Source organism: Caulobacter sp. 05T431 (assembly GCF_056665975.1).
Genome location: NZ_JBFTKU010000006.1, coordinates 12,269 through 38,676, shown reverse-complemented (window position 1 = coordinate 38,676; position 26,408 = coordinate 12,269). Strand labels below are relative to the sequence as shown.

General features: G+C 69.6%; 21 protein-coding genes. 12 read left to right on the top strand and 9 right to left on the bottom strand.

Annotated features, from left to right (window positions below; all coding sequences use genetic code 11):
• Positions 1 to 75 precede the first annotated feature (75 nt).
• A complete protein-coding gene (locus AC1U89_RS07480) occupies positions 76 to 1,461 on the bottom strand; it encodes an aminotransferase-like domain-containing protein (protein WP_479899091.1) in 1,386 nt (461 codons plus the stop codon).
• 95 nt (positions 1,462 to 1,556) lie between these two features.
• Here AC1U89_RS07480 and AC1U89_RS07475 point away from each other — a divergent pair, with 95 nt between their 5' ends.
• The 3 genes from AC1U89_RS07475 (at position 1,557) to AC1U89_RS07465 (ending at position 3,759) form a co-directional block, all read left to right on the top strand.
• Positions 1,557 to 2,231 (top strand): LysE family translocator, encoded by a 675-nt coding sequence (locus AC1U89_RS07475; RefSeq protein WP_479899090.1) that lies wholly within the window; start codon positions 1,557 to 1,559, stop codon positions 2,229 to 2,231.
• A 77-nt stretch (positions 2,232 to 2,308) separates the two neighbouring features.
• Positions 2,309 to 3,082: a DUF3108 domain-containing protein gene (locus tag AC1U89_RS07470; protein WP_479899089.1), complete on the top strand. Its 774-nt coding sequence runs from the start codon at positions 2,309 to 2,311 to the stop codon at positions 3,080 to 3,082.
• Positions 3,083 to 3,285: 203 nt separating this feature from the next.
• Positions 3,286 to 3,759 (top strand): molybdopterin-dependent oxidoreductase, encoded by a 474-nt coding sequence (locus tag AC1U89_RS07465; protein WP_479899088.1) that lies wholly within the window; start codon positions 3,286 to 3,288, stop codon positions 3,757 to 3,759.
• 46 nt (positions 3,760 to 3,805) lie between these two features.
• Here the strand turns inward: AC1U89_RS07465 and AC1U89_RS07460 are convergent, their stop codons facing one another.
• Positions 3,806 to 4,318 carry a DUF1993 domain-containing protein gene (locus AC1U89_RS07460; RefSeq protein ID WP_479899087.1) on the bottom strand — a complete coding sequence of 171 codons (513 nt, stop codon included), beginning with the start codon at positions 4,316 to 4,318 and terminating at the stop codon, positions 3,806 to 3,808.
• Between the two features lie 163 nt (positions 4,319 to 4,481).
• On the opposite strand from AC1U89_RS07460, the gene prfA reads away from it, so the two are divergent.
• A complete protein-coding gene (gene prfA / locus AC1U89_RS07455) occupies positions 4,482 to 5,552 on the top strand; it encodes a peptide chain release factor 1 (RefSeq protein WP_479899086.1) in 1,071 nt (356 codons plus the stop codon).
• Between the two features lie 221 nt (positions 5,553 to 5,773).
• Here the strand turns inward: prfA and AC1U89_RS07450 are convergent, their stop codons facing one another.
• The 3 genes from AC1U89_RS07450 to AC1U89_RS07440 form a co-directional block, all read right to left on the bottom strand.
• Complete coding sequence (locus tag AC1U89_RS07450) at positions 5,774 to 8,515, bottom strand: glycoside hydrolase family 38 N-terminal domain-containing protein (protein WP_479899085.1); 2,742 nt, start codon at positions 8,513 to 8,515, stop codon at positions 5,774 to 5,776.
• Between the two features lie 194 nt (positions 8,516 to 8,709).
• Positions 8,710 to 9,255 carry a GNAT family N-acetyltransferase gene (locus AC1U89_RS07445; protein ID WP_479899084.1) on the bottom strand — a complete coding sequence of 182 codons (546 nt, stop codon included), beginning with the start codon at positions 9,253 to 9,255 and terminating at the stop codon, positions 8,710 to 8,712.
• Between the two features lie 38 nt (positions 9,256 to 9,293).
• A complete protein-coding gene (locus AC1U89_RS07440; protein ID WP_479899083.1) occupies positions 9,294 to 10,568 on the bottom strand; it encodes a YihY/virulence factor BrkB family protein in 1,275 nt (424 codons plus the stop codon).
• A gap of 103 nt (positions 10,569 to 10,671) precedes the next feature.
• Here AC1U89_RS07440 and AC1U89_RS07435 point away from each other — a divergent pair, with 103 nt between their 5' ends.
• The 7 genes from AC1U89_RS07435 (at position 10,672) to AC1U89_RS07405 (ending at position 19,760) form a co-directional block, all read left to right on the top strand.
• Positions 10,672 to 11,433: an MOSC domain-containing protein gene (locus AC1U89_RS07435; protein WP_479899259.1), complete on the top strand. Its 762-nt coding sequence runs from the start codon at positions 10,672 to 10,674 to the stop codon at positions 11,431 to 11,433.
• Between the two features lie 58 nt (positions 11,434 to 11,491).
• Positions 11,492 to 12,340: a peptide chain release factor N(5)-glutamine methyltransferase gene (prmC, locus tag AC1U89_RS07430; RefSeq protein ID WP_479899082.1), complete on the top strand. Its 849-nt coding sequence runs from the start codon at positions 11,492 to 11,494 to the stop codon at positions 12,338 to 12,340.
• A 285-nt stretch (positions 12,341 to 12,625) separates the two neighbouring features.
• Positions 12,626 to 13,762, top strand: coding sequence for a DUF4167 domain-containing protein (locus AC1U89_RS07425; protein ID WP_479899081.1), 1,137 nt, complete (start codon positions 12,626 to 12,628; stop codon positions 13,760 to 13,762).
• 132 nt (positions 13,763 to 13,894) lie between these two features.
• Positions 13,895 to 15,325: a M20/M25/M40 family metallo-hydrolase gene (locus tag AC1U89_RS07420; protein WP_479899080.1), complete on the top strand. Its 1,431-nt coding sequence runs from the start codon at positions 13,895 to 13,897 to the stop codon at positions 15,323 to 15,325.
• A 104-nt stretch (positions 15,326 to 15,429) separates the two neighbouring features.
• On the top strand, positions 15,430 to 16,167 hold the full coding sequence (locus AC1U89_RS07415; protein WP_479899079.1) for a M48 family metallopeptidase: 738 nt from the start codon (positions 15,430 to 15,432) through the stop codon (positions 16,165 to 16,167).
• A 101-nt stretch (positions 16,168 to 16,268) separates the two neighbouring features.
• Positions 16,269 to 18,860: an ATP-dependent chaperone ClpB gene (gene clpB / locus AC1U89_RS07410; protein WP_479899078.1), complete on the top strand. Its 2,592-nt coding sequence runs from the start codon at positions 16,269 to 16,271 to the stop codon at positions 18,858 to 18,860.
• 330 nt (positions 18,861 to 19,190) lie between these two features.
• Positions 19,191 to 19,760 carry an OmpA family protein gene (locus AC1U89_RS07405; protein ID WP_479899077.1) on the top strand — a complete coding sequence of 190 codons (570 nt, stop codon included), beginning with the start codon at positions 19,191 to 19,193 and terminating at the stop codon, positions 19,758 to 19,760.
• A 186-nt stretch (positions 19,761 to 19,946) separates the two neighbouring features.
• On the opposite strand, the gene AC1U89_RS07400 is transcribed toward AC1U89_RS07405, so the two are convergent.
• Complete coding sequence (locus AC1U89_RS07400; protein WP_479899076.1) at positions 19,947 to 20,855, bottom strand: SDR family oxidoreductase; 909 nt, start codon at positions 20,853 to 20,855, stop codon at positions 19,947 to 19,949.
• Positions 20,856 to 21,113: 258 nt separating this feature from the next.
• Positions 21,114 to 21,854 (bottom strand): SDR family oxidoreductase, encoded by a 741-nt coding sequence (locus AC1U89_RS07395; RefSeq protein WP_479899075.1) that lies wholly within the window; start codon positions 21,852 to 21,854, stop codon positions 21,114 to 21,116.
• A gap of 138 nt (positions 21,855 to 21,992) precedes the next feature.
• Between AC1U89_RS07395 and AC1U89_RS07390 the strand changes: the two genes are divergently transcribed.
• Positions 21,993 to 22,919, top strand: a complete 927-nt coding sequence (locus tag AC1U89_RS07390; RefSeq protein ID WP_479899074.1) for a LysR family transcriptional regulator — start codon at positions 21,993 to 21,995, stop codon at positions 22,917 to 22,919.
• Positions 22,920 to 23,036: 117 nt separating this feature from the next.
• Here the strand turns inward: AC1U89_RS07390 and AC1U89_RS07385 are convergent, their stop codons facing one another.
• Both AC1U89_RS07385 and AC1U89_RS07380 read right to left on the bottom strand, forming a co-directional pair.
• On the bottom strand, positions 23,037 to 23,687 hold the full coding sequence (locus AC1U89_RS07385) for a glutathione S-transferase family protein (protein WP_479899073.1): 651 nt from the start codon (positions 23,685 to 23,687) through the stop codon (positions 23,037 to 23,039).
• Positions 23,688 to 23,858: 171 nt separating this feature from the next.
• Positions 23,859 to 26,366 (bottom strand): MASE1 domain-containing protein, encoded by a 2,508-nt coding sequence (locus tag AC1U89_RS07380; protein WP_479899072.1) that lies wholly within the window; start codon positions 26,364 to 26,366, stop codon positions 23,859 to 23,861.
• Positions 26,367 to 26,408 lie beyond the last annotated feature (42 nt).

Sequence of the window (26,408 nt, the reverse complement as noted above, 5' to 3'; positions counted from 1 at the left end):
GCTCCTGGCTGAGGGTGGATCACGCGAGGTCTCCGACGCGCCGGCTCCGACGTCTAGAACAAATCGGCGGGCCCGTCAGATTACCGCCCGTGACCGCTCCTCCGTCCCGGCCAGGGCGGCGGCGACCACGCTCAGGCCGCGCTCCAGCGTGTCGCGGTCGGCCGCCGCGCCCAGGCACAGGCGCGCGCCGCTGATCAGCCCAGGCTCGACGATCGGCGCGGCCGGCGGCGTGATCTCGACACCGCCGCGCAGGACCCGGCCGGCCAGGCGTTCGGCCGCCAGCTCGTCCATCGGCAGCCAGACGTGCGGGGCGTGGGGCGAGCCGGGCGGAGTGATCGCGGGGCCGAGGATGTCGCGGGCCAGGGTCAGCCGGCCGGTCATCTCGTCGCGGATCTCGGTGGCGATGGCGTCGGCGGCGCCGTCCTCGATCCACTGGGTGGCGATCAGGCCGCCGAAATTGGGCGGGGCGTAGAACTGGGCCCGCACCGCGCGTAGAAGGCGTTCCAGATGGTCTTCGCTGGGCGCGACCAGGAAGCCGACCCGCAACCCCGGGGCCAGCGACTTGGAGACGCCGGTCACGTAGAAGGTGCGCTCGGGCGCCAACACGGCCAGGGGCGGCGGCTCGTCCGCGCCGTTGCCGAAGATGGCGTAGATACCGTCTTCGACGATCGTCAGGTCGCGCGCCCGGGCGACGGCGACGATCTCGGCCCGGCGGCGGGCGCTCATCGAACGGGCGGTTGGGTTCTGCAGGGTGGGCAGGACGAAGACCACCTTGGCGCCGGTCTCGGCGGCGGCGCGGTCCAGCGCCTCGGGCAGCAGGCCCTGCTCGTCCATCGCCACGCCCCGTAGGCGATAACCGACATGATCGGCCAGGGCCTTGAAGCCAGGGAAGGTCGCGGCTTCGCACAGCACGGTGTCACCCGGGCGGCAAAGGGTGGCCAAGGCCAGGGTCAGGGCGTGCTGGGCGCCGGCGCAACACAGGGTTCGCCGCCAGTCCGCACCGTCCAGGCCCGCGCTCCGCGCCAGCCAGGCCGCGCCGGCCCGGCGCTGGCGCTCCAGCCCCGCCGAGGGGGCGTAGGCCAGGTTCTCCAGCAGGTCGGGCCGGCGGCGCAGGCGCGACAGGGTCTCGCCGATCCGCGCGGCGCTGGGCGAAAGCGGAGCGATGTTCTGGCTGAGATTGATCAGGGCGGCCTCGACGGCCGTCCGGGACGTGACGCCCGGCCCGCGCACGAAGCTGCCGCGTCCCACATGGCCCTGGATCAGCCCGGCCTTCTCGGCCTCGACATAGGCCCGGGTCACCGTGCCCAGGCCCAGGCCCAGGCGGTGGGCCAGGTCGCGCTGCGGCGGCAGGCGGACGCCGTCGGCCAGGGCGCCCGAGGCGATGTCGGCCCGCAGGGCGTCCAGCAGGCGCTCGTACAGCGGCGCGTCGCCGGGCGGCAGGGTCGGGGTCCAGCCCGCCATGCATGTCTCCATAATTGTCATGGTGACAATATAGGTTTTGACTCATGATGCAATTGGCAAGATGACCGTGACATTCCGCTTTTGGAGTGTCCGGCATGACCGCTCAACTGCTGCTCGCCTTCGTCCTGTTCGCCTTCGCCACCGCCGGCACCCCCGGCCCCAACAACATGATGCTGCTGGCGTCGGGCGCGAACTTCGGCTTCCGCCGCACGGTGCTGCACATCCTGGGGATCAGCGCAGGCCTGGGCGTKATGGTCGCCGCCATGGGCCTGGGCCTGGGCGGGGTGTTCAAGGCCTTCCCGGTGCTGCACGACGCGCTGAAGTGGGTGGGCGGGGCCTACATGCTGTGGCTGGCCTGGAAGATCGCCACGGCCAAGGGGGTGTCCGACAAGCAGGCCGGCGCTCAGCCGATGACCTTCCTGCAGGCCGCCGCCTTCCAGTGGGTCAATCCCAAGGCCTGGGCCATGGCCCTGACCGCCGCCACCACCTACATGGCCGACGGCTCGACGGGCGCGGTGTTCCTGGTGGCCGGGACCTTCATGCTGGTGGGCGCGCCCTGCAGCGCGGCTTGGGCCGGCTTCGGCCGGGGCCTGCGGCCGTTCCTGGACCGGCCCAGGGTGCTGCGCGTTTTCAACCTGACCATGGCGGCCCTGCTGGTGGTCTCGCTCTACCCGCTGGTGGTCGAGACCCGTCCGGCCGGCGCTTCGAAGGAAGCGCCGCGCCTGCTGGCCGACCTGCCGCCGACGCCGCGCTGGTCGTCGCGGGGCTGAAGCAGATTGCAGAAACTTAAGTCGACGCGGGCGGACGGCTGAGCTCTGGTGCGGCCCGTCGAAACCCGGAGCCGTCCATGTCCCACGCCGTCCGTTCCGCTTTTCTCGCCGTCGCGCTGCTGGCCGGGAGCGCCGCCGCCGCCCAGGCCGCCGTCACCCCCGTGCCCGTCGGCCAGCCCCTGGCCCGCTTCGCCAACCTCAAGCCCGGCGCGCACCGCTATCTGCGCTTCAAGCAAACCGGCGACACGATCCGCGTCGCCGACGTTTGGACCCGCGAGATCCGCTTCGAGGACCAGGACGGAAAGCGCCGGATGCACATCGTCCAGCACTGGGACGGGGTGGGCGCCACGCCGTCGGACCGCCAGCTGGACAGCTGGTTCGAGGTCGGCACGTTCCGGCCGCTGAGCCACATCCGCCGCAGCCAGAAGGACGGCGTCTCCAAGGTCGAGGGTTTCCTCTTCCAGCCCGACCGGATCGTCGGGATGAAGGACCTGGAGGGCAACGCCGCCAAGGACTTCGACGTCGCCTCGCCCCAGCCCAGCTTCAACTTCGAGACCGACATGGAGTTCATCCAGGCCCTGCCCCTGGCGGCGGGCTACGAGGCCAGCATCGTCTTCACCCATCCGGGCGGCGGTCCGCCGGCGGCCTATGTGTTCAAGGTGGCCGGGTCGGAAACGCTGGACCTGCCGGGCGGCGGCAAGGTGGACTGCTGGCTGGTGACGGCCGACTACAACCGCCCGGAGACCCCGGTGACCCGCTTCTGGTTCGCCAAGGGCAGCCAGGTGATGATCAAGCAGATCTCGCCCCTGCCGGACGGCTCGGGGGTGATCGGCAAAACCTTGTTGTACTGAGCTCTTTAAAATCCGCTCATCCCGGCGAATGCCGGGACCCAGATGGAATGGCTTTGAGGTGGGTTCCTCGAGCTCTGAGCTGATCCAGCCCGACACACCGCCATAGGATCTGGGTCCCGGCATTCGCCGGGATGAGCGGAGGTTTGGGGCTTGTTTGACAGGTCGGATCACGTCCAGATCGAACCTCCACACGAGGGCCCCCCATGCGTCCGCTCCTCCTCGCCGCCCTGGCCATCCTGATCGCGACGCCCGCTGTGGCCCAGGACCTCAAGGTCACGGTCCAGGGGCGAGACACCGTGGTCCTGACCCCTGCCGACCTGAAGGCCCTGCCACGCGCCAAGGCGACCTTCACCGCCCACGGCAAGCAGATCACCTACGAGGGCGCCGTGCTGAACGCGGCGCTCAAGCAGGCCGGGGTGGTGTCGGGCGACCGGCTGATGGGGCGCTATCTGAACCAGGTGGTGGTGGCCAAGGGCGCGGACGGCTTCACCGCCACCTACTCGCTGGGCGAGACCGACCCGATCTATCGCGCCAATCCGGTGATCATCGCCGACAGCAAGGACGGCCAGCCGCTGGACGCCAAGGAGGGGCCCTACCGCCTGGTCGTCGACGGCGACCTGCGTCCGGGCCGGTCGGTGCGGCAGGTGGTGTCGGTCGAGGTGAAGGCGGTTCCTTAAGCGCCGATTGGGGACACGCACATGTGCGTGTCCCCGGCCGCGGGGCCTAGCTCTGCACCGGGCCCAGATAGTCCAGCTTGCCGATCTGCACGCCCTTGTGGCGCAGCACGTCATAGGCGGTGACCACGTGGAAGAAGAAGTTCGGCAGGGCGAAGCCCAGCAGGTAGTCCTCGCCGGTGAAGGTCAGGGCGCCGCCGGGCAGCTTCAGCTCCACGGTGCGGTCCTCGCTGCCCTCGAAGGCCTTGGGATCGACGCTCTGGATGTAGGCCAGGGTGTCGGCCACGCGCTTCTGCAGCTGGGCGAAGGTCGTCTCCTCGTCGGGCATGGGCGGGGCCTCGACGCCGGTCAGCCGGGCCACCGCGCCCTTGGAGGCGTCCGAGGCGCGCTGGACCTGGCCCGACAGCGGCAGCATGTCGTCGGTCAGGCGGGCGGCGACCAGGTCGTCGGGGTTCAGGCCCTGGGCCTTGGCGTGGGCCTCGCCCTTTTCGAGCAGGGTCGCCAGCACCTTGAGGGCGCGGACGAAGACGGGGACCGAGGCGCGATGCATCGACAGGGGCATGGAGGGCTCCGAAGGAAAGGCGCGGCGTCGGGGGATGGGTTTGGCCGCGCTCGGGAGATAGGGGCGCATGGTCGCGCTTTACAGGTCCACCCGCCAAGGGGTGACGCGGGGCGTTCGGAGCGGTAGAGAGACCGCCCATTCTCCCACAGCGTGACATCTCCCCTTGCGACTGCCCCAGGCCCGCCTCGACCAAGTTCTCGACCGCTTCCGTGAAGTCGAAGCCCGCATGGGCGCGGCCACCGACGGGGCCGAGATCGTCAAGCTCTCCAAGGAGCACGCCGAGCTGCGCCCGGTGGCCGAGGCCGTCGAGGCCCTGGCCAAGCTGAGCGCCGAACGCGCCGATCTCGAGGACATGGCCGGCGATCCGGAAATGGCCGCCATGGTCGCCGACGAGATCACGGCCCTGGACGAGAAGCTGCCGGTCATGGAGCGCGAGCTGGCCCTGATGCTGGCCCCGCGCGACAAGGACGAGAACGCTTCCGCCATCCTGGAAGTCCGGGCCGGCACGGGGGGCGACGAGGCGGCCCTGTTCGCCGGCGACCTGTTCCGCATGTACCAGCGCTACGCCCAGCTGCAGGGCTGGCGGGTCGAGATCGACAGCGTCTCGGAAGGCGAGATGGGCGGCTACAAGGAAATCATCGCCTCGGTCACCGGCGACGGCGTGTTCGGCCGCTGGAAGTTCGAGAGCGGCGTGCACCGCGTCCAGCGTGTGCCGGCCACCGAGGCCCAAGGCCGCATCCACACCTCGGCCGCCACCGTCGCGGTGCTGCCCGAGGCCGAGGACGTCGAGATCGAGATCAACGAAAGCGACCTGCGGATCGACACCTACCGCTCGTCGGGCGCCGGCGGCCAGCACGTCAACAAGACCGACTCGGCCGTCCGCATCACCCACTTGCCGACCGGGGTGGTGGTGACCAGCTCGGAGAAGTCGCAGCACCAGAACCGCGCCCGGGCCATGAAGAACCTGAAGGCGCGCCTGTACGACATGCAGCGCGAGGCCCTGGACACCGCCCGCTCGGACGCCCGCAAGAGCCAGGTCGGCAGCGGCGACCGCTCCGAGCGCATCCGCACCTACAACTTCCCGCAGGGCCGGGTCACCGACCACCGCATCAACCTGACCCTCTACAACCTGGCCAAGGTGATGGAGGGCGACGCCCTGGACGACGTGATCAAGCCGCTGATCGCCGAGGACCAGGCCGCGCGCCTGGCCAGCCTGGAAGAGGGCGGGTTCTAGGAACCGCTTGGGCGTTTTGATCGATTGAGAAGCGCCCTCACAAAGACATCCGTCATTCCGGGCCTTGTGCCCGGAACCCCTCTATCCACCGCAGGTGCAGCAGGGGCGGTTCGCTGGCGAACCGCTTGCGCCTCACGTGTGAGCTGAACCAGGGTTTCCGGGCACAAGGCCCGGAATGACGGTTTGAAAGGGGAAGGGCGCGTCGCCGCGCCTTCCGGTCCTCAGAAGTTCGACGTCGACCACCCGACTTGCAGCGTCGCCAGCGCCAGGCCGGACGTGAAGCCGACRTCGCTTCCGGACACCGTCGGGCTCTGGGCGTCGCTGATCGGCTGTTCCAGCGCCGTGACCAGGCTGGCGTTCTGGACCCTCCCGCCCAAGCTCTGAAGGCCCGCCAGCGACACCGTCACGTCCATGCTGGCGTTCGAGGCCTGGTAGGTCCGCAGGATCAGGTTCCCCGGATTGGCTTCCGCCCCCTTGGCCGCGGTCAGGATCGGGGCGGCGCTTCCCGATACCGCGCTCACCGAGGCCAGCGAGACCGCGGCCGGCAGCTGGTTGGTGGAATTGCCCGGCGCCACCAGGGCCGTCAGCGGGGTGGTGTAGCCCAGGGCCTCGATCAGCTGGGCGCCGTTGCCGGGGTCGGCCTTGCCATTGCTGTCCACATTGATCCCGGTGGGCACGCGGAAGGCGTATTCCATCGTGTGGACGTCGGGGTCGATGCCGCCGGGCGGCAGGGGCAGCTGGCACCAGCCGAAATAGTTCTGGCCCGGATTGCGAGCCAGGCCGCCGACCAGCAGGTTGCTGTTCTGAGCGCCTTGGCCCCAGGCCGGCATGGCGCCGTGATAGATCGCGGCCAGCGGCGCGCCCGAGGTGGTCTCCGGGATCAGGAAGTCGTGGGTGGCCTGCATCGACGGCCCGTCCCAGTAGCGGACCTGGACGGCGTCGTCCCAGTGGTAGGGCGTGCCCTGGGCGATCGCGTCGACCTCGGCGCTCAGCTGGAACATCGTCATGGCCGAATAGTTCAGCGGGCAGGCGCCCGTGGTGCGCAGGCGCACGAACGGCTCGTCGGCGACCAGCAGATATTCCAGCACATAGGGGTAGTCGGCTTCGGCCACCCTGCAGGTGACCTCGGCCTGCAGGCGCACGCGCAGCGGGCCGGTCTCCAGCACCTGGAGCCCGGTCACCGTGGTGGTGACGCTGGTGTCCAGCGTCAGGGCCGGATAGCCCTGGCCCTGTTCGGGCGAGTAGCGGTAGTTGTTGCCGTCGGCGTCGTTGTAGAAGCCCAGCTGGTTGGACGTCCCGCTCAGGATGTTGGCCTGGGGATCGCCCGACTGCAGGTCCAGGATCGTGTCGATGGCCCAGGCCGAGGCGGCGCTGACCTCGACCGAGATCAGGCTGTTGGCCAGCACGTAGGAGTCGCCGCCGTTCGAGGTGGTGATCGTCGCCTCGGCGGTCGGGGACACGCTCTCGGTGGACAGGTAGCAGGTGGTGTAGCCCAGGCTCTCGCCGGTGGCGGCGAACAGCAGGTTGCCCTCGGCGCTGGGCTGCAGGGTCACGTTGCCGGACGGGGTGCGCACGCTGGAGAAGATCGACGGGTCCAGCGCCGACGGGACCTCCAGCTCGACCAGGCCGCTGCGCTGGAAGCCCAGCTGGTTGAACACCACGATGGGCTGTTCGCCGGACTGCGGCGCGGCGTCGACCTGGGCGGCGATCTCGCGCATGGCGTCGAGGCGCAGGCCCTCGGCGCCGGTGCGGGCGGCGGCCAGCCGCGGCAGCTGCTCGCCGCGATAGACGTAGTCGGCGGCGGTGCCGGTGATGAAGTCGTGGTGGGTGCTGGGCGCCAGGCCCAGCCAGGCCTCGCGCAGGGCCGAGGTGCGCGCCTGCAGCTCCACCGGCCAGGCGGCGGCGCAGCTCTTGGCGTTGCGGGCCCCGGCGATGACCCCGAAGATCTCGGCCCCCAGAAGGGCGCGGGTGGCGTCGTTGTGCAGCCGCTTGATGCGCGGTCGCGTCTGGTAGCAGCCCGAATAGTAGGGTTGGGGCCGGAAGGATTGCGGCGCGCCCAGCAGGCCGCTGTCGACGATGGCCTGGATGTAGTCGTCGAAGGTGCCCGCCACGGCGACCACCGCCGAGCCGCTCTCGTTCCAGATCTGGGCGCACGAGGCGGTGTCGACGGGCAGGGCGAAGTCGGTGCCCACCGGCACGTACAGCACCGGCGTCACCGACGAGGGCGCGTTGGCGGTGATGTAGCTCTGGATCGCGCTGACGGCGTTCTCCGTCGTCAGGTTCGAGCCCTGGCCGTAGCCGTTCTGCATCCAGTGGGCCACCGCGGTGGAGCCGTCGCGCGCGCCCCAGATGAACTCGGTGCCGTTGGCCGTCATCCACTCGGCGGGCGACTGGCCCTGGCCCGCCAGCGGCGGGATGTTGGTCGGCGCGCCGCCGGCCACCCGCTCGAAGGTCACGCCCTGGAAGCCCATGGCGGTCAGCATCACGGGCAGCTGCGAGTCGTGGCCGAAGTCGTCGGGCACGTAGGCGTGCTTGGGGAACAGGCCGTAGGCCTGCTGCACCCAGTTGGTCCCCGTCAGGTAGTTGCGCAGGAAGGCCTCGCCGTGCGGCAGCAGGCTGTCGGGCGAGGTGATGCCGCCGCCCAGGATCTCGAGGTTGGTCCCCGCCTGCTTCAGCACCCCGGCCAGCTGCGGATTGGCCTCGGTGAAGGCCTTCAGGAAGCCCATCTCGCAGACCGAATAGAAATAGGCCGGGTTGGGCGCGCCGTTCGGGACCAGGAAGCCGGACGCCTGGTTGAAGATCGTGAAGGCGTCGCCGCCGGTGGCGCTGAAATAGGTGAAGCCGTTGATGTCGTACGGCGGGTTGTTCGAACAGAGGGCGGTGAAGGGAAGGATCCAGTCCCAGTCCAGGTGGGGCGTGGTGCAGAGAATGACCTTGCTGATCGTCACGCCCAACTTCGTCATGGGTCTGCTCCTCGAGGGTCCAGGGACGGATCGTTCGCTGTGATGGCCTTCCAGGGGTGTTCGAGCGGGTCGGCGCGCGCGACGGGGCGCCGTCGTCGTCACGACGCGCCCATCTGCGAGCCTGGTGGGAAATTCAACCCCAGATAATGATTATGCTTGTCTGGGTTGAGTTGGTCAATCGGCTTGCGGCGAACCTAGAGGGTCTTTTCCAGCACCACGAACGACAGTTCGCGCTGCGGCTTGCCGAAGCGCTCGCCCACGGGGAAGGGCTTGGTCTCGCCGGTCAGGGCGTAGCCCCGGCGCTGGTACCAGGCGATCAGGGTGTCGCGCAGGTGGACGACGGTCATGCGCACGCGCTTGGCGCCCAGGCCGGCCGCGTAGGCCTCGCCGTGGGCCAGCAGGGCGCGGCCCAGCTGGCGGTCCTGCAGGTCAGGGCGGATGGTCAGCATGCCCAGGTACCATGCCGGGCCGCCTTGGGCGTCGCCCTCGGGCGCGTCGCCGTCCGGCTCGATCCAGACGCAGCCCAGCAGCGGGCCGCCTTCCTCGTCGCGCAGGGTCAGCAGCACGGCGTCGGGGGCCTCGGCCAGGTCCTGCTTCAGGCTCTCCAGGTCGATGCGCTGGCCGTCGATATAGCCGGCCTCGGTGGTCCATCCGGCCTGGGCGCCCTGGCCTCGGTACGCGGAATTGACCAGGGCCACGATGGCGGGGAATTCGGAGTCGACGGCGGGGGCGAAGATCATGCCGCACACTTAGGGGCGCGACCCGCGTTCGCCAAGGCTCAGCTGGGCGGCGTCGTGTTCGGCGGAGGCGGGCGCTTGGCCTTGCTCCAGCCGGTGGCGTGGCCCCAGTAGCGCCCCGACACCCGCTTCACCGTGCCCGCCTCGCGCTGGATGAACTCCCAGGGATGGAAGGCCAGGCCCACGGTGTCGGCCATGGCCGCGCCGCGCTGGCCCATCGGCTTTTCGGGCCCCGTGGTGGAGTCGATGGCCGTCTGGTGCTCGATCTCGGCGTTCAGCTCGGCCCCGACCAGCACCGTCATGATCGAGAACCACATCCAGACCATGAAGGCGATCACGGTCCCCAGCGGGCCGTAGGTGGCGTCGTAATGGGCCACGCGGTTCACATAGACCGAGAAGCCCAGCGAGCCGCCCAGCCAGGCCGCCGCCCCGAACACCGAGCCCCAGATCACCCAGCGCCAGCGCGGCCGGGCGCGGCAGGGCGCGAAGCGGTAGAGCATGGCGAAGGCGAAGGCCGTCACGCCCAGCACGATCAGCCAGCGCAGAGGGATCCAGAACACCGCCGCGGCGCTCAGGCCGATCCGGTCCAGCACCACGGGCGCGGCGATCAGCACGCTGGCCAGGACGACCGCGTAGATCAGGGCGCAAAGCGTGAAGGCGTAGGTCCAGAGCGTCTTGGTGACGTAGTTGCGTTTTTCGTCCTCGTCATAGGCGATGTTCAGCCCGTCGAAGAGCGCCTTCATGCTGGCGTTGGCGCTCCAGATCGACAGCAGCAGGCTGACCACGAAGGCCACGCCCAGCTTGGCCTGTTCCTGGCTGGCCAGGCGCAGCATCTGCTCGCCGACGATGTTGACGACGCTGGCCGGGAAGACGGTCGACATGTMCTGCAGCTGTTTCTCCACCGCCCCGACGTCGGCGAACAGGCCGTACAGCGATACGAAGGCGCCGATGGCCGGGAAGATGGCCAGCAGGGTGTAGAAGGTCACGCCGCCGGCCACGGCGGGCAGGCGGTCGACGCTGATCTCGCGGAAGGTGCGCCACAGGATGTCGCGCCAGCCCAGGACCGGAATGCGGTGCGGGTGCCGGGCGGCGCGGCCGCGCATCGGCTCGGCCTTGTCGAAGTCCTGCGGCGGCATGGCCCGGTCCTCGGACAGGCCGGGCGGGTGATCCAGCTGCGTCTCGTTCGGCGCCAGGGCCGGCCCGCGCCGGGGCAGGACGAACGGAACCAGGGCCAGCAGGGCGATCCAGGGCGCCAGGTGATAGGGCCGCGAGGCGATCCACGACCGGATGGGGCGTCGCGGAACGGTGTCGGTCATGGTCTGGCCCTCCGCTGGAGGAACACGCACCGGCGCGGCTCCGTTCCGCGTGAGCCCAAGCGCCGCCTTGCCAACGCCCGAGTCGTCACCGACCTTGCGCGCCATGCACGCCCGGATCGCCAGTCTCTACCGCCACCCCGTCAAGGGCTTCACGCCCGAGCGCCTTGAGCGGGCCGAGCTGGTCGCGGGCCGGTGCTTTCCCTGCGACCGCCTCTACGCCGTCGAGGACGGCCCCAGCGGTTTCGATCCCGAAGCCCCGGGGCACATCTCGAAGATGAAGTTCACGGTGCTGGCCAAGATCCCGGCCGTGGCCAAGGCCCGCACCGCCTATGACGAGGCGACCGGGGTGTTCTCCGCCCGGGCCGGGGGGCGCCCGGACTTCGCCGGCGACCTGCGCGGGGCCGACGGACGGCGCGGCTTCGAGGCCTGGCTGGCCGACCTGTTGGGTGACGAGGTCCAGGGCCCGCTACGCGTGGTCGAGGGACCGAGCGACCACCGGTTCATGGACAGCCGCAGCGGCTATGTCTCCATCGTCAACCTGGCCAGCGTCCGCGACCTGGAGGCTCGGCTCGGCCGGCCGGTTGATCCCCTGCGCTTCCGCGCCAACCTCTATGTCGAGGGCTGGCCGGCCTGGGTCGAGAACGACTGGACGGGGCGGACCATGCGGGTGGGGCAGGCGAGGGCGGAGGTGCTGAAACCCATCGTCCGCTGCGCCGCCACCCACGTCGATCCGGTCACCGCCGAGCGCGACATCGAGGTGGTGAAGGCCCTGTTCGACCTCTACGGCCACATGCTGTGCGGCATCTACCTACGCGTGGACGAAGGCGGGGCGGTGCGGGAGGGGGATGAGGTCAGCCTCGCCTGACGAAATTTGAACACCGAGAGGTCGCCTCCGCGCGCGAGGCGGAGTAAGACCCCGCCTCATGACCCTGACCCTCGTCAAAGCCTGGAACGCCGCCAAGGATCGCCTGAAGTCCGTTCAGATCGACCAGCCGGCCATCGACGCCCGCCTGCTGCTGGAGGTGGCCGCCGACGTCACCCGCACCGACATCATCAGCGATCCCTACCGCGTGCTGACCGACGCCCAGATGGCGACCCTGGAGGATTTCCTGAACCGCCGCGTCGCGCGCGAGCCGGTCAGCCACATCATCGGCCGCAAGGGGTTCTGGAAGATCCTGCTGCAGGTCAACAAGAACGTCCTGACCCCGCGCCCCGAGACCGAGGTCATCGTCGACGAGGTGCTGAAGGCCTTCCCCGAGGCCATGGCCTTCAACATGCTGGACCTGGGCGTCGGCTCGGGCACGATCCTGCTGGCGGTGCTGGCCGAGCGCCCGGCCGCCAAGGGCCTGGGCATCGACGTCTCGGAAGAGGCCCTGGCCGTGGCCCGCGAGAACGCCGCCAACCTGGACCTTTCCGGTCGCGTGGCCCTGCTGCGCGGCGACTGGACCAACGGCCTGGGCGACGAGAGCTTCGACCTGGTGGTCTCCAACCCGCCCTACATCGCCACCGACGTGATCGAGACCCTGGAGCCCGAGGTGCGCGACCACGAGCCGCGCCTGGCCTTGGACGGCGGCCCCGACGGCCTGGACGCCTATCGCTTCCTGGCCGGCGAGATCCTGCGGGTGCTCAAGCCCGGCGCGATGTTCGCCGTCGAGATCGGCTACGACCAGTCGGAGGCCGTCGAGGCCCTGTTCAAGGCGGCCGGCGCCCAGAACGTGCGGACCATCAAGGATCTGTCGGTCAACGACCGCGTTGTGACCGGTACGAAATAGCCGTTTTGAAAAATTCCTTGGAAACCCTGGCGTGAGGCGGTAGACGAATAGCGTCTCCTTCCAAAACGCCGGGTGACGGGAACAGCGATCGTCTCGATGATCGCGATACTCCCCTGGCAGGCGCGACCGGCCGATCCGGCTGATCGCCGCGCCCGAACCGGGCGGAGGCTCTACGGAAACCAGCGTCTCTAGAACATCGAAGGCAGGACCCAACACGGTTCCACTCCGCTCCAGAGGCCAAACACCGGACGCGCCGATCGCCGCCGGACAGGTTCAGAAGAGAAGATGAGAGATTTCAAGGGCATGAAGCGCCAGCGCGGCCGCAACAATCGCGGCGGGGCGGGTAGCGGCGGTAAGCCTCAGCAGCACAACGCCAACCGGGCCTTCGATTCGAACGGCCCCGAAGGCGTGAAGGTGCGCGGGGCGGCCCAGAGCGTCTACGAGAAGTACCAGCAGCTGGCCCGCGACGCGACGTCGTCCGGCGACCGGGTCCTGGCCGAGAACTACCTGCAGCACGCCGAGCACTATTTCCGGGTCCTGCGCGCCATCCAGCCGAATCGTCCGGTCAGCGACATCATCGGCAAGGACGCCTATTCGGCCTACGAGATCGACTTCGAGGCCGAGCCCGAAGAACAGCCCGAAACCCCCGAGGCCGCCCAGACCGAGGCTCCGGCCGAGGGGGAGGGCGGCGAAGGCCAGGGCGAAGGCCGCCGCGACCGGTTCGAGAACCGCCCCCGCGAGGATCGCCCCAGAGACGGACAACGCGACGATCGTCCGCGTGACGGGCAACGCGACGACCGTCCCCGCGACGGCCAGCGCGACAACAACCAGAACCGCGACCGTGACCGCGACGGCCAGGGCCGCCGCGACCGCTGGCGCGACCGAGACGACCGCCCCCGCGACGGCCAGCGCGACGACCGTCCGCGCGATGATCGTCCTCGGGAAGACCGTCCTCGCGACGACCGCCCCCGTGATGATCGTCCTCGCGACGACCGGCCTCGGGATGACCGTCCCCGCGACGATCGTCCGCGGGAAGACCGCTTCCGCGACGAGCGTCCCCGCGAGGACCGTCCGGCCGCCGCCGAGGGCGAAGGCCAGGCCCGCGAGGGCGGCGAGGGCCGCCGCGAGCGTCCGCGCCGTGACCGCGCCCCGCGCGACCGCGATCCGATGGCCGTGATCGAGCCCCAGGCCACGCCGCTGACCAGCGAGGCCCCGGCCTCGCCGCTGCTGCGCGGCCAGGACGGCGACGTCAGCCACGCCCCGGCCTTCCTGGGCCGCAAGTCGACCCGCGCCGAGGCTCCGGCCGACGCCGCGCCGTCGGCCCCGACCGCGGACGAAGGCGAGGCCCCGGCCAAGCCCAAGCGCCGCCGCGCCCCGCGCAGCTTCGAAGGCAGCGCCGCGCCGGAGTCGGAAGAGGTCTGAACCTCTCCACCGATCGCCTGAACTTCAGTCATCCCTCGGCCTCGCCGGGGGATGACGTCGTTTTGGGCGTCCCCCATTGCGCTGACCGCCAAACCCCGCCTAGCCTCGCACCCAACACATTAGGGGGCGACCATGCGCGGCAAGACCAAGACCTTTCTCCTGACGGCGGCCGCCCTGTCGGCGCTTGTCGCGCCGGCCTTGGCCGCGACCTCCGCCAAAGCTCAGTCGGCTGATGAAGCCGCCTTCCGCGGCCTCTACAAGGAGCTGGTCGAGATCAACACCACCGCCTCGGTCGGCAGCTGCACGGCGGCGGCCCAGGCGATGGGCGCGCGGCTGAAGGCGGCGGGCTTCCCCGACAGCGACGTGAAGGTGGTGTTCCCCGACGAGCATCCGAAGGCCGGCGCCCTCCTGGCCACGCTGCACGGCAAGGACCCCAAGGCCGGCGCCATCCTGCTGATGGCCCATATCGACGTGGTCGAGGCCAAGCGCGAGGACTGGGAGCGCGATCCCTTCAAGCTGGTCGAGGAGAACGGCTACTTCTACGCCCGCGGCGCCAGCGACGACAAAGCCATGGCGGCGATCTTCACCGACAGCCTGATCCGCTACAAGCAGGAGGGCTTCAAGCCCAAGCGCGACATCAAGCTGGCCCTGACCTGCGGCGAGGAGGGCGGCCAGTTCAACAGCGTGCCCTGGCTGCTGGAGAAGTACCCGCAGGCCATGAAGGCCGACTTCGCCCTGAACGAGGGCGACGACAGCCAGCTGGACGAGAAGGGCCAGCCCCGGCTGCTGGGCATCCAGGTCGGCGAGAAGGTCTATATGGACTACACGCTGGAAGTGACCAACGCCGGCGGCCACTCGTCGCGCCCGGTCAAGGACAACGCGATCTACCACCTGGCCAATGGCCTGGCGCGGCTGGGCGCCTACGACTTCCCGATCGCCCTGAACGACGCCACCAAGGGCTATTACGAGCAGAACGCCAAGATCGAGCCCGACCCCGAGGTGGCCGGCGCCATGCGCGCCATGGTCGCCAACCCCAATGACGCCGCGGCCGCCGCCATCCTGGCCCGCGACCCGGGCCGCAACAGCATGATGCGCACCACCTGCGTGGCCACCATGGCCGAGGCCGGCCACGCGCCCAACGCCCTGCCGCAGCGGGCCAAGGCCAACGTCAACTGCCGCATCCTGCCGGGCAACGACCCCAAGGTCATCCGCGACCAGCTCCAGGAGATCGTCGCCGACCCGGCCATCAAGATCACCCTGGCCCAGGACCCCGACCCGGTCAGCCCGCCGCCGCCGCTGACGCCGCGGATCATGGCCCCTGCCACCAAGGTCGCCGCCAAGATCTGGCCGGGCGTCCCGTTCATCCCGGCCATGCTGACGGGCGCCACCGACGGCCGCTTCACCAATGCGGCGGGCGTCCCGACCTACGGCCTGTCAGGCCTGATGGCGGGCGTGGACGGCGACCACATCCACGGCCTGAACGAGCGGATCCAGGTCAAGGCGTTGATGAACGGCCGCCAGTTCCTCTACGAGGTGGTCAAGCTGTACGCGGACGGGAAGTGACCCGCCCCGCGCACGTTCCCGATATGGGGTGAACCCTGATCTGTTCGGGCGCAGGCCGTGTCGATACAATCGGCGGCGGATCTGGCCCGTGCTGGAGAGACACCATGCGTCGCATCCTCCCCCTCGGCTTCGTCGCCCTGGCGCTCTCGGCCTGCGCGTACAATCCCGAGCTGGGTCGTCAGCAGATGACGATTGTCGATGACTCCAGCCTGACCAAGGCCGGCGAGCAGGCCTGGAACCAGGCCCTGGCCAAGAGCAAGGTCAGCCCCGACAAGGCGGCCAACGCCCGCGTCCGCGCCGTCGGCCAGCGGGTGGTCAACGCCGCCGGCCTGGGCGACCGTCCGTGGGACTACGCGGTGTTCGAGGACCCTTCGCCCAACGCCTTCGTCCTGCCGGGCGGCCATGTCGGCGTCACCACGGGCCTCCTGAAGATCGTCGACAACGACGACCAGTTAGCCGCCGTCATCGGCCACGAGACCGGCCACGTCGTGGCCCACCACGCCGCCGAGCGGCAGTCGCAAAACATGACCTCCAGCCTGCTGCTGGGGGTGCTGGGCGTCGCGGCCGGCGGCGACACGGGGCGGGCGATCTCCAGCTATGGCGGCGACGCCGCGAAGTACGGCTTCCTGCTGCCGTTCTCGCGCAAGCAGGAGCTGGAGGCCGACCGCCTGGGCGTCGACTTCATGCAGCGGGCCGGCTACCGCCCGCGCGAGGCGGTGACGCTGTGGGAGCACATGCAGGCCCAGGGCGGCTCCAGCACCCCGCAGTTCGCCTCGACCCACCCGTCGGACTCCACCCGGATCGCGGCGCTGCAGAACTATATCGTCCAGCGGGGGTGGTGAGAGCCTTGTGTGGCTGATCGGCCACACCTAAATCCCTGTCCGAGGTCGTTTGTGCTCGATGGAGGCGAACGGCCCCAATCCGCCTTTGGAGGGGATACCGCATGAAGATTGATCTCTATTCCGACCGCGCCAAGTCCGCGGTCCAGTCGGCCCAGAGCCTGGCCCTGGCCAAGGGGCACCAGCAACTGGGCCCCGAACACCTGCTGAAGGTCCTGCTCGAGGAGAAGGACGGCCTGAGCCGCGCCCTGATCCAGAGCGCCGGCGGCCGGCCCGACGCGGCCGACGCGGCCGTGGACGCCCTGCTGGCCAAGACCCCGCGCGTCGACGGCGCCGGCGGCCAGCTCTATATGAAGCCCGACACGGCGCGCGTCTTCGATGCGGCCGAAACCGGCGCCAAGAAGGCCGGCGACGCCTTCGTCACCACCGAGCGCCTGCTGATCGCCATCGCCAAGGAAGGCGGCGACGCGGCCAAGATCCTGAAGGACGCCGGGGCCACCGCCCAGGGCCTTGAGACCGCCGCCGCGGCGGTCCGCAAGGGCCGCACCGCCGACAGCGCCTCGACCGAGGACGGCTACGACGCGCTCAAGCGCTACGCCCGCGACCTGACCCAGGCCGCCCGCGACGGCAAGATCGATCCGGTGATCGGCCGCGACGAGGAAATCCGTCGCACGATCCAGGTCCTGTCGCGCCGCACCAAGAACAATCCCGTCCTCATCGGCGAGCCGGGGGTCGGCAAGACCGCCATCGTCGAGGGCCTGGCCCAGCGCATCGTCAATGGCGACGTGCCCGAGAGCCTGAAGGACAAGAAGCTGCTGTCGCTGGACATGGGCAGCCTGATCGCCGGCGCGAAGTATCGTGGCGAGTTCGAGGAGCGGCTGAAGGCCGTCCTGGGCGAGGTCACGGCGGCCGAGGGCTCGATCATCCTGTTCATCGACGAGATGCACACCCTGGTCGGGGCCGGGAAGAGCGACGGGGCGATGGACGCCTCCAACCTGCTGAAACCCGCCCTGGCGCGCGGCGAGTTGCACTGCGTGGGCGCCACCACGCTGGACGAGTACCGCAAGCACGTCGAGAAGGACGCGGCCCTGGCCCGTCGCTTCCAGCCGGTGTTCGTGCAGGAGCCGACGGTGGAGGACACCGTCTCGATCCTGCGCGGCCTGAAGGAGAAGTACGAGGTGCACCACGGCGTGCGCATCAGCGACTCCGCCATCGTCGCCGCGGCCACGCTCAGCAACCGCTACATCGCCGACCGCTTCCTGCCGGACAAGGCCATCGACCTGGTCGACGAGGCCGCCAGCCGCGTGCGCATGGCCATCGACTCCAAACCGGAAGAGCTGGACGAGATCGACCGCCGCCTAGTGCAGCTGAAGATCGAGCGCGAGGCCCTGTCCAAGGAAACCGACCAGGCCTCCAAGCAGCGCCTGGAGAACCTGGAGGTCGAGATCGACGACCTGCAGTTCCGCAGCGACGAGATGACCGCCCGCTGGAAGGCCGAGAAGGACAAGGTCGGCGGGGCCGCTCAGGCCCGCGAGGCCCTGGACCGCCTGCGCGCCGACCTGGCCACCGCCCAGCGCGCCGGCGACTTCGCCCGCGCGGGCCAGATCCAGTACGGCGAGATCCCGGCCCTGGAACGCCGCCTGGCGGAAGCCGAGGCCGGCGAGACGGGCGGGACCGAAAAGGCCCTGACGCCGGAAGTCGTCGACGCCGAGCAGATCGCCGCCGTCGTCAGCCGCTGGACCGGGGTGCCGGTCGAGAAGATGCTGGAAGGCGAGCGCGAGAAGCTGCTGAAGATGGAAGACCAGCTGCGCGGTCGCGTGGTGGGTCAGGACGAGGCGCTGGAAGCCGTGTCGGACGCGGTCCGCCGCGCCCGCGCCGGCCTGCACGATCCGTCCAAGCCGATCGGTTCGTTCCTGTTCCTGGGTCCGACGGGCGTGGGCAAGACCGAGCTGACCAAGAGCCTGGCCGAGTTCCTGTTCGCCGACGAGCACGCGATCACCCGCATGGACATGTCGGAGTACATGGAGAAGCACTCGGTCAGCCGCCTGATCGGCGCGCCTCCCGGCTATGTCGGCTACGACGAGGGCGGCGCGCTGACCGAGGCCGTGCGCCGGCGTCCGTACCAGGTGGTGCTGTTCGACGAGATCGAGAAGGCCCACCCGGATGTCTTCAACGTGCTGCTCCAGGTGCTGGACGACGGTCGCCTGACCGACGGCCAGGGCCGGACGGTCGACTTCCGCAACACCCTGATCATCATGACCTCCAACCTCGGCGCCGAGTTCCTGGCCAACCAGGAGGACGGTTCTGACGTCGAGGAGGTTCGTCCGTTGGTGATGAACACGGTACGCGGCCACTTCCGCCCCGAGTTCCTCAACCGGATCGACGAGATCATCCTGTTCAAGCGCCTGTCGCGCGCGAACATGGGTGACATCGTCCGCATCCAGCTGCAGCGGGTGGACAAGATGCTGGCCGAGCGCCGCATGACCCTGGCGCTGGACGCCGAGGCCCTGCAGTGGCTGGCCGACAAGGGCTACGACCCGGTCTACGGCGCGCGCCCGCTCAAGCGCGTGATCCAGAAGGACCTGATCGACCCCATCGCCAAGAAGCTGCTGGCCGGCGAGCTGGAGGATGGCGGGGTGATCTCGGTCGGCGCCGGCGGCGACGGCCTGACGATCGGCAAGGCGACGCTGCAGTAACGCTGCGTCACCGTCGAATCTGCAACGGGCGCGTCCGATGGGCGCGCCCGTTTTTTTCTGTCTGGCGAAGACCGGAAAAGAGGTCCAGGATGACCTCTCAGCCCTCACATATCGCAAATATTTATCGGGAACCTTTGCCCGGTTTGCCCGTTCGCGCGCGTTACTAAGGAGCGGCGTAGAGATGTTCGTGAGAATGGCCAAGTCTGTCTAGAACAGGCCCAGAATTCGCCTCTTTCGAATGTCGGTTTTCAACTGACGAAGCGCCGCTGCTGAACTGTCGAACGGTTCAGCTTGGTGCTCGGTGTTGAAACAATGGTGGAAGGGTGTCCCATGCTTAGCGTGAATTACAAGATGATGATGGTGAGCGCTCTGGTGGCTGGCGGCCTGGCGGTCAGCGGCTGCGCGACCAAGGGCTACGTCAACGATCAGGTCGGCGCGGTGAACACGCGGGTCGACAGCACAGACAGCAAGCTGGCCGAGGTGGACCGCACCAGCCAGGAGGCGCTGAAGCGCGCGACCGACGCCGGCAAGCTGGCCGAGGGCAAGTTCCTGTATTCGGTGGTGCTGAGCGACGACTCGGTGAAGTTCCCGCTGAACCGCCACGAACTGTCGCCGGAAGCCGAGCAGCGCCTGGCCGACTTCGCCAGCAAGCTGAAGGGCGACAACAAGAACGTCTACCTGGAGATCCAGGGCTTCACCGACGCCACCGGCGATCCGAAGTACAACGAGACCCTGGGCGGCGAGCGGGCCGAGACCGTCCGCAAGTTCCTCAGCAAGCAGGGCGTGCCCCTGAACCGGATGGCCACCATCTCGTACGGCGAGGAGGATCCGGTGGCTCCGAACGACAATCCCGACGGCCGCGCCCAGAACCGCCGCGTGGTGATCCAGGTCCTGGCCTAGCAGGTCCTGAACTTGATCATCGCCCTGCGTCCGGCTGGGCGATGATCTCCTCTCTCCGCTCGTCCTGACGAAGGTCGGGACCCAAGCCGGTTTTCCGGACCTGTCGTGGAGGCGGGTCGGGAGGGGCGGTCTGGGTCCCGACCTTCGCCGGGGCGGGCGGATTTTTCTTGAGCGCCTTCTGGGACGTCAGCCGATGACGGCCGGCTTCAGCAGGTCCTCCAGGCCGATCCGGCGATACATCTCGGCCCGCACCCGGTCGGCCACGCCGTTGACGACCTCGGCGCCGTCCTGTGACGGATCGACGTGGATGCGGAACGGACGCTTGCCGAACTCGGTGTCGACCACCTCGGCGATGGCCTGCGCCACCTCGCCCGCGTCGGCGTCGGCCGGCTCCAGGGCGGCCAGGCCGTCCAGCGCCATCTTGGCCACGCCCTTGTAGGGGCCGTCGTCGTATTCGGCGGCCCGCGCTTCGTCGGCCGGTTTGCCGGAATGGGCGAAGTGGTTGGTGCCCTTGGTGAAGGCGCCGGGCACGATGATCGAGGTCTCGATCCCCCAGCGCGCCAGTTCGGTGGAGTACGACACCGCCAGGCTGTCCATCGCCGCCTTGGCCGCGAAGTAGGGGCTCAGGTACGGAGGCGTGCCGCCGCGTGTCGAGCTGGACGACACCCAGACCACCAGGCCCTTGCCCTGCTTGCGCAGCTGCGGAAGGGCGGCGCGGTTGACCCGCTGGGTCGACAGCACGTTGACGTCGTAGAGCTGGGCGAACTGCTCGGGCGTGAAGGCCTCGGCCGGCCCGAAGCTCATGTGGCCGGCGTTGTGGACGATCACGTCCAGGCGGCCATTGTCGGCGATGATCCGGGCGATCCCGGCCTCGACCGAGGCGTCGCTGCCGACGTCCAGCTCGACCGTGCGCAGGTCGACGCTGTTGTCCTGGGCGTAGGCGGCGATCTCGGCGACCCGCGGGGCGTTGCGGCCTTCGGTCTCGCGCATCGAGGCGTAGACGGTGTGGCCCTGGCGGGCCAGGGCCTTGGCGCTGAGCAGGCCGAAGCCGCTGGAGGCGCCCGTGACGACGATGACTTGGTTCGGGGTGGTCATGGCGATGATCCTTGAAAGGGGGGTGATTGGGAGGAGGTCCGAGGACCTCTGAGGTCTCGACTTCCCGTCCGCCATTTGCTTCGTCATCCCGGGCCTTGTGCCCGGGACCCCTCTGTCCGTCGCAGGTGCGGGGGTGTGGCGCGCCAGCGCGCCAAGGCGCTTCACCGTCAGCTGAACCAGGGGTCCCGGGCACAAGGCCCGGGATGACGAGCTATTTGGGGAGGAGGGAACAATCGAGGGGCGTGAAGGCGAGGCGGATCAGATGATCCCGCCGTTGGCGCGCAGGGTCTGGCCGTTGATCCAGGCGCCGTCCGGGCCGACCAGGAAGGCGATGGCGGCGGCGATGTCCTCGGGCTGGCCCAGGCGTTCCAGCGGGGCCAGCTTGGCCAGGTGGTCGATCACCGCCTGGGGCTTGCCGTCCAGGAACAGCTTTGTCGCGGTAGGGCCGGGGGCGATGGCGTTGACGGTGATGTTCCGGCCGCGCAGCTCCTTGGTCAGGATGCTGGTCATGGCCTCGACCGCCGCCTTGGTGGCCGCATAGACGCCGTAGGTCGGCTGCAGCAGGCCCACCACGCTGGACGAGACGTTGACGATCCGCCCGCCGTCCCGCAGCGATCGGGCCGCCTCGCGCAGGGTGTTGAAGCTGCCCTTCAGGTTGACGGCGATCTGGCTCTCGAACAGGGCGTCGTCGCTGTCGGCGATCGTCGCCAGCTTCATGATCCCGGCGTTGTTGACCAGCACGTCGACGCCGCCGAAGGCCGTGTGGGCGGCCTCGAACATCTTGCGGACCGCCTCGGGGTCGGCGATGTCGGCCTGGTGGGCCACGGCCTCGCCGCCGGCCGCCGCGATCGTGCGGACCAGGTCCTCGGCCGGCTGGGCCTTGCCGGCATAGTTGACGACGACGGTGAAGCCGTCGCGGGCCAGACGTTCGGAAACCGCCGCGCCAATGCCGCCCGAGGCGCCGGTGACGATCGCCACCTTGTTGGTTTGCTGGGTCATTTCATCTCTCCAGGCCGACACCGCGTCGGCTGTGGGGAGAAGATGAGCTTTTGACCGACGGAGATAATCGGCCGATATTCGACAACATTATTCAGAATTACGAATAATGGAGACGCCGTCCTGGACCGCTTCGACGCCATGCGCCTGTTCGTCCGCATCGTGGAACGGCGCAGCTTCAGCCAGGCGGCGCTGGACCTGAACCTGCCGGCCTCGACGGCCACCGAAGGGGTCAAGCAGCTGGAGGCGCGGCTGGGCGTGCGCCTGCTGCAGCGGACCACCCGCCATGTCAGCCCCACCCTGGACGGCGAGGCCTTCTACCGCCGATGCCTGACCATCCTGGGCGAGCTGGAGGACGCCGAGGCCGAGTTCAGCGACGCCAAGCCGCGCGGCCTGCTGCGGGTGGACGTGCACGGCACCCTGGCCCGCCACTTCCTGCTGCCCGGCCTGCCGGCCTTTCTGGCGCGCTATCCCGACATCCGCCTGCACCTGGGCGAGGGCGACCGGCTGGTGGACCTGGTGCGCGAGGGCGTCGACTGCGTGCTGCGGGTCGGCGACCTGAGGGACAGCGCCATGATCGCCCGGCGGGTGGGTCTGCTGGACGAGGTGACCTGCGCCGCGCCGGCCTATCTGGAGCGGCACGGGACGCCCGCCACGCCGGATGACCTGGCCACCGGCGGCCACGTGATGATCGGCTTCGTCTCGTCGGCGACGGGCGAGCCGTTTCCGCTGGAGTTCATGGTCGGCGGCGCCCTGAAGTTCGTGACCCTGCCGACCGTGCTGTCGGTGACCGGGGCCGAGACCAACATCGTCGCCGCGCGCCAGGGGTTGGGGATCATCCAGATCCCGCGCTACCACGCGCAGGCCGACCTGGAGGCCGGGCGGCTGGTCGAGATCCTGCCCGACTTCCCGCCCAGCCCCACGCCGGTGTCGCTGCTTTATCCCCAGGCCCGCCACATCCCGCCGCGCGTGCGGGTGTTCATGGAGTGGCTGACAGGGGAGTTCCGTACAAGGAACCCTCTCCCGGAGGGAGAGGGCGGGGCCCGCGCCGCAGGCGTGGGAGGGTGAGGGGTTACACCCTCACCGATTTCACACAAACGCTCTGCCGGCACGCCGCCCGACGTCTTACCCCCTCACCCTCCCAAGCTTCGCTTGGGCCCCTCCCTCTCCCTTTGGGAGAGGGTTTTAATGGGCCGGCGCGCTTTCCTTGGTCTGCGCCGCCGCGATCAGGGCGTCGTCGATCTCCGAAGCCCGCTTGGCCGCCGGACGCTGGCTGATCCCGGCCCAGTAGGCCTCGAACGCGGGGCGCTTCTCGATCGTGCCGAACATCATGCCCCAGCCAATCTGGGCGCCCACATAGACGTCGGCGGCCGAGAACTTGTCGCCGACGATGTAGGTCTTGCCGCCGACCGCCCGTTCCAGGGCGTTCAGGGTGTCTTCCAGGCAGCCGTAGCCGGCCATGGCCTTGCGGTCCTCGGGCACCACGAAGCCCATCGACTTGTTGGTCACCGCCTGCTCGACCGGCCCGCAGCCGAACATCAGCCAGCGGTAATAGGTCCCGCGCTCGGGCGAGCCGACGGGCGGGGCCAGGCCCGCCTCGGGGAAGGCGTCGGCCAGATAGGCGCAGATCGCCGCGCCCTCGGTGACCGTCACGCCGCGATGGGTGATGGCCGGCACCTTGCCCATCGGATTGACCGCCAGGTACTCGGGCGCCTTCATCGACGAGGCGTAGTCGAGCACCACCGTGCGGTAGGGCGCGCCGACCTCTTCGAGCATCCAACGGATGATCCGGCCGCGCGACATCGGGTTGGTGTAGAAGACGAGTTCGTCGCTCATGGGAGGCGCTCCTGGGGGCCCCTGTCCGGAGGACAGGTGCGTTCAAACATGGAGAGCGTGACGGGCGCCGAAACCGGCATCCACTTTCGGCTGTCACGCTCTCGAGGCGGCGCGATCCTAGCGTGCGCGGCCCGACGCGCAATCTCGACGATCGATGTTATTCGAGTTGCGTCAGGCCGCCTCGGCGGACTTGGCCATGGCGGTGTTCAGCGCATCGACCAGGCCGGCGGCGGTCATCGGCTTGGACACCGCCCCGTCGAACACCCCGCCAGGGCCGCCCGGGCGGGCGTCGGCCGAGAAGGCGATGATCGGGGCGCCGGCGCTGGGGCCGCCCTCGCCGCGGATGCGCACGGCGGCCTGGGCGCCGTCCAGGCGCGGCATGCGCAGGTCCATCAGGATGGCGTCGAAGCGCTCGGCCGCCGCGGCGGCGACCCCTTCCTCGCCGTCCACGGCCTMGGTCACCTCGGCCCCCATGGCGGTCAGGATGGCGTTGACCAGTTCGCGGTTGGCCGGGTTGTCGTCGACCACCAGCACCCGGCAGGCGGGCGGCAGCAGGGCGGCGGCGGCCTCCAGGGCGGACGGGGCTTCGGCATGGGCCGTCGACGGGGCCAGGACGTCGAAGCTGAAGCAGGCCCCGCGACCCGGAACGCTGACGACGCCGATCTGGCCGCCCATCGCCTCGACCAGGCCCTTGCAGATGGCCAGGCCCAGGCCCGTGCCGCCGTGCTTGCGCGTCAGGCCGGCGTCCACCTGCGAGAAGCGGCGGAACAGCAGGTCGACGTCTTCCGGGGCGATGCCCGGGCCGGTGTCGGCGACCGAGACGCTGAGGCGTTCCTCGGCGGCGTCATAGGCGGCCGTGACGGTGATCGATCCGGCCTCGGTGAACTTGGCCGCATTGCCGATCAGGTTCAGCAGCACCTGGCGTAGGCGGCCGCCGTCGATCATCAGGTCGGCGGGCAGGGTTTCCAGGCCTCCGGTGCGCAGGGCCACGCCCCGGGCCCCGGCCTCCAGCGAGAACAGGTCCAGGGCCTCCTCGATCAGCGGGGCGGGGGCGACGGGCTCGCGCTTCAGCTCCAGCTGGCCGGCTTCCAGCTTCGAGAAGTCCAGGATGTCGTTGATCGTGGTCAGCAGGGCCTTGCCGCCGCTCAGGACCCGGCCGATGAAGCGGCGGGCGTCGGTCGACAGGTCGGGCTCGTCGTCGACCAGGCGGGCGAAGCCCAGCACCGAGGTCAGGGGCGTGCGCAGTTCGTGGCTCATATTGGCCAGGAACTCGCCCTTCACCGCGGCGGCGGCCTCGGCCTCGTTGCGGGCCTCGCGCAGCTGGCGCTCCATGGCCTTCTGCTCGGTGACGTCGCGGACCACGTCGGTGATGCCGGTGATGGCCCCGGTCAGCGGGTCGCGCTGCAGGCCGGGCCGGGACTCCAGCCAGATCACCTGGCCGTCCTTGCGGATCGCCCGGTACTCGACCCGGGTCGGGCCGTTGTCGTGGTGGGCCGTCATGTGGGCGATCTGCTCGACGACGATGGCGCGGATGTGCTCGCGGTCGTCGTCGTGGACGGTCATCATGCCCTCGCGGCCGACCAGTTCCTCGGGGGTGTAGCCCAGCATGGTGACGCAGGCCGGCGAGACGTACTGGATCACGCCGCGCAGGTTGCTGTGGACGATCATGTCCTGGGCGTTCTCGGCCAGCTGGCGGAAGCGGGCCTCGCTGCGGGCCGCCGCGGCGTTGGCCTCGGTCATGTCCTGCAGGATCTGGCGGCGGTGGCGTTGGATCGAGGCCACGGGCAGGCTGATGAAGATCGCCACGGCCAGGAACAGCTGCAGCACGATCGCCTGGTCGGGCGAGCCGCTGTCCAGCAGGGTGATCGGGCCGTGCCCGGCCATGGTGAAGATCACCGCGACGACGGCCACCAGGGTGGCGCTCAGCGCCGCGCCCAGCACCTCCAGGCGCCAGGCGACCAGCAGCATCATCGGCGGCACGATGAACAGCAGGGGGCGGGGCTGGGTGAAGACGCCGATGGTCACCACCAGCAGCAGCAGCAGGCAGAACACGCCGGACACCGACAGGGGACGTTCGCGCAGATAGTGGCGCACGCGCACCAGGGCCAGCAGGCAGGGGGTAATGGTCATCAGGCCCAGGATGTCGCCCAGCGACCAGACGCCGATATTGGCCGCCAGCACGCCGCCGCGCATGGCCGTGTGGATCGTGGCGGCGACCACGCCCGTGGCGATCGGCACGGCCAGGCCGCAGATCAGGGCGAAGGCGATCATGTCGCGCGCCCGACCCAGGTCGATCTCCTGGCCGCAGACCCGGCGCATGCCCCAGGCGCACAGGAAGATCTGGACGATGTTGCAGCTGACCAGGGTGATGTTGATGGGCAGCAGGTCCTGGACGTGGGCCCCGGCCGCCAGGCCGCCCKCCAGGCATCCCAGCAGGATGGCCGGCCAGTGGCGGCTGCGGCAGGACAGCAGGCAGGCCACGCCGAAGCCGTTGGACAGCCAGATCGGCGCCACCTGGCCGTAGTTGCGGGGGAATTCGACGCAGAGATAGGCCAGCAGGGCGTAGCCGACCATGGCGATCACGGCCAGGGCCGCGGTCTTCAGGATGTCGCCGCCCGTCCATTTGGGGCTTGGCCAGTCCAGATTTGGCCAGGCGGAAGTCGAAGAGGTCTCTGTCATCACCCTGCTTTCGCGGGTCGTCCAGCAATAGCTCAAGCTAAG

Coding starts and splice junctions, on each gene's coding strand:
- AC1U89_RS07390 (WP_479899074.1), top strand. CDS start 21,993: ATGCGCCTGTTCGTCCGCATCGTGGAACGGCGCAGCTTCAGCCAGGCG.
- AC1U89_RS07425 (WP_479899081.1), top strand. CDS start 12,626: ATGAGAGATTTCAAGGGCATGAAGCGCCAGCGCGGCCGCAACAATCGC.
- AC1U89_RS07460 (WP_479899087.1), bottom strand. CDS start 4,318: ATGCCCCTGTCGATGCATCGCGCCTCGGTCCCCGTCTTCGTCCGCGCC.
- clpB (WP_479899078.1), top strand. CDS start 16,269: ATGAAGATTGATCTCTATTCCGACCGCGCCAAGTCCGCGGTCCAGTCG.
- AC1U89_RS07470 (WP_479899089.1), top strand. CDS start 2,309: ATGTCCCACGCCGTCCGTTCCGCTTTTCTCGCCGTCGCGCTGCTGGCC.
- AC1U89_RS07395 (WP_479899075.1), bottom strand. CDS start 21,854: ATGACCCAGCAAACCAACAAGGTGGCGATCGTCACCGGCGCCTCGGGC.
- AC1U89_RS07445 (WP_479899084.1), bottom strand. CDS start 9,255: ATGATCTTCGCCCCCGCCGTCGACTCCGAATTCCCCGCCATCGTGGCC.
- AC1U89_RS07415 (WP_479899079.1), top strand. CDS start 15,430: ATGCGTCGCATCCTCCCCCTCGGCTTCGTCGCCCTGGCGCTCTCGGCC.
- AC1U89_RS07400 (WP_479899076.1), bottom strand. CDS start 20,855: ATGACCACCCCGAACCAAGTCATCGTCGTCACGGGCGCCTCCAGCGGC.
- AC1U89_RS07405 (WP_479899077.1), top strand. CDS start 19,191: ATGCTTAGCGTGAATTACAAGATGATGATGGTGAGCGCTCTGGTGGCT.
- AC1U89_RS07465 (WP_479899088.1), top strand. CDS start 3,286: ATGCGTCCGCTCCTCCTCGCCGCCCTGGCCATCCTGATCGCGACGCCC.
- AC1U89_RS07480 (WP_479899091.1), bottom strand. CDS start 1,461: ATGGCGGGCTGGACCCCGACCCTGCCGCCCGGCGACGCGCCGCTGTAC.
- AC1U89_RS07435 (WP_479899259.1), top strand. CDS start 10,672: ATGCACGCCCGGATCGCCAGTCTCTACCGCCACCCCGTCAAGGGCTTC.
- AC1U89_RS07385 (WP_479899073.1), bottom strand. CDS start 23,687: ATGAGCGACGAACTCGTCTTCTACACCAACCCGATGTCGCGCGGCCGG.
- AC1U89_RS07420 (WP_479899080.1), top strand. CDS start 13,895: ATGCGCGGCAAGACCAAGACCTTTCTCCTGACGGCGGCCGCCCTGTCG.
- prmC (WP_479899082.1), top strand. CDS start 11,492: ATGACCCTGACCCTCGTCAAAGCCTGGAACGCCGCCAAGGATCGCCTG.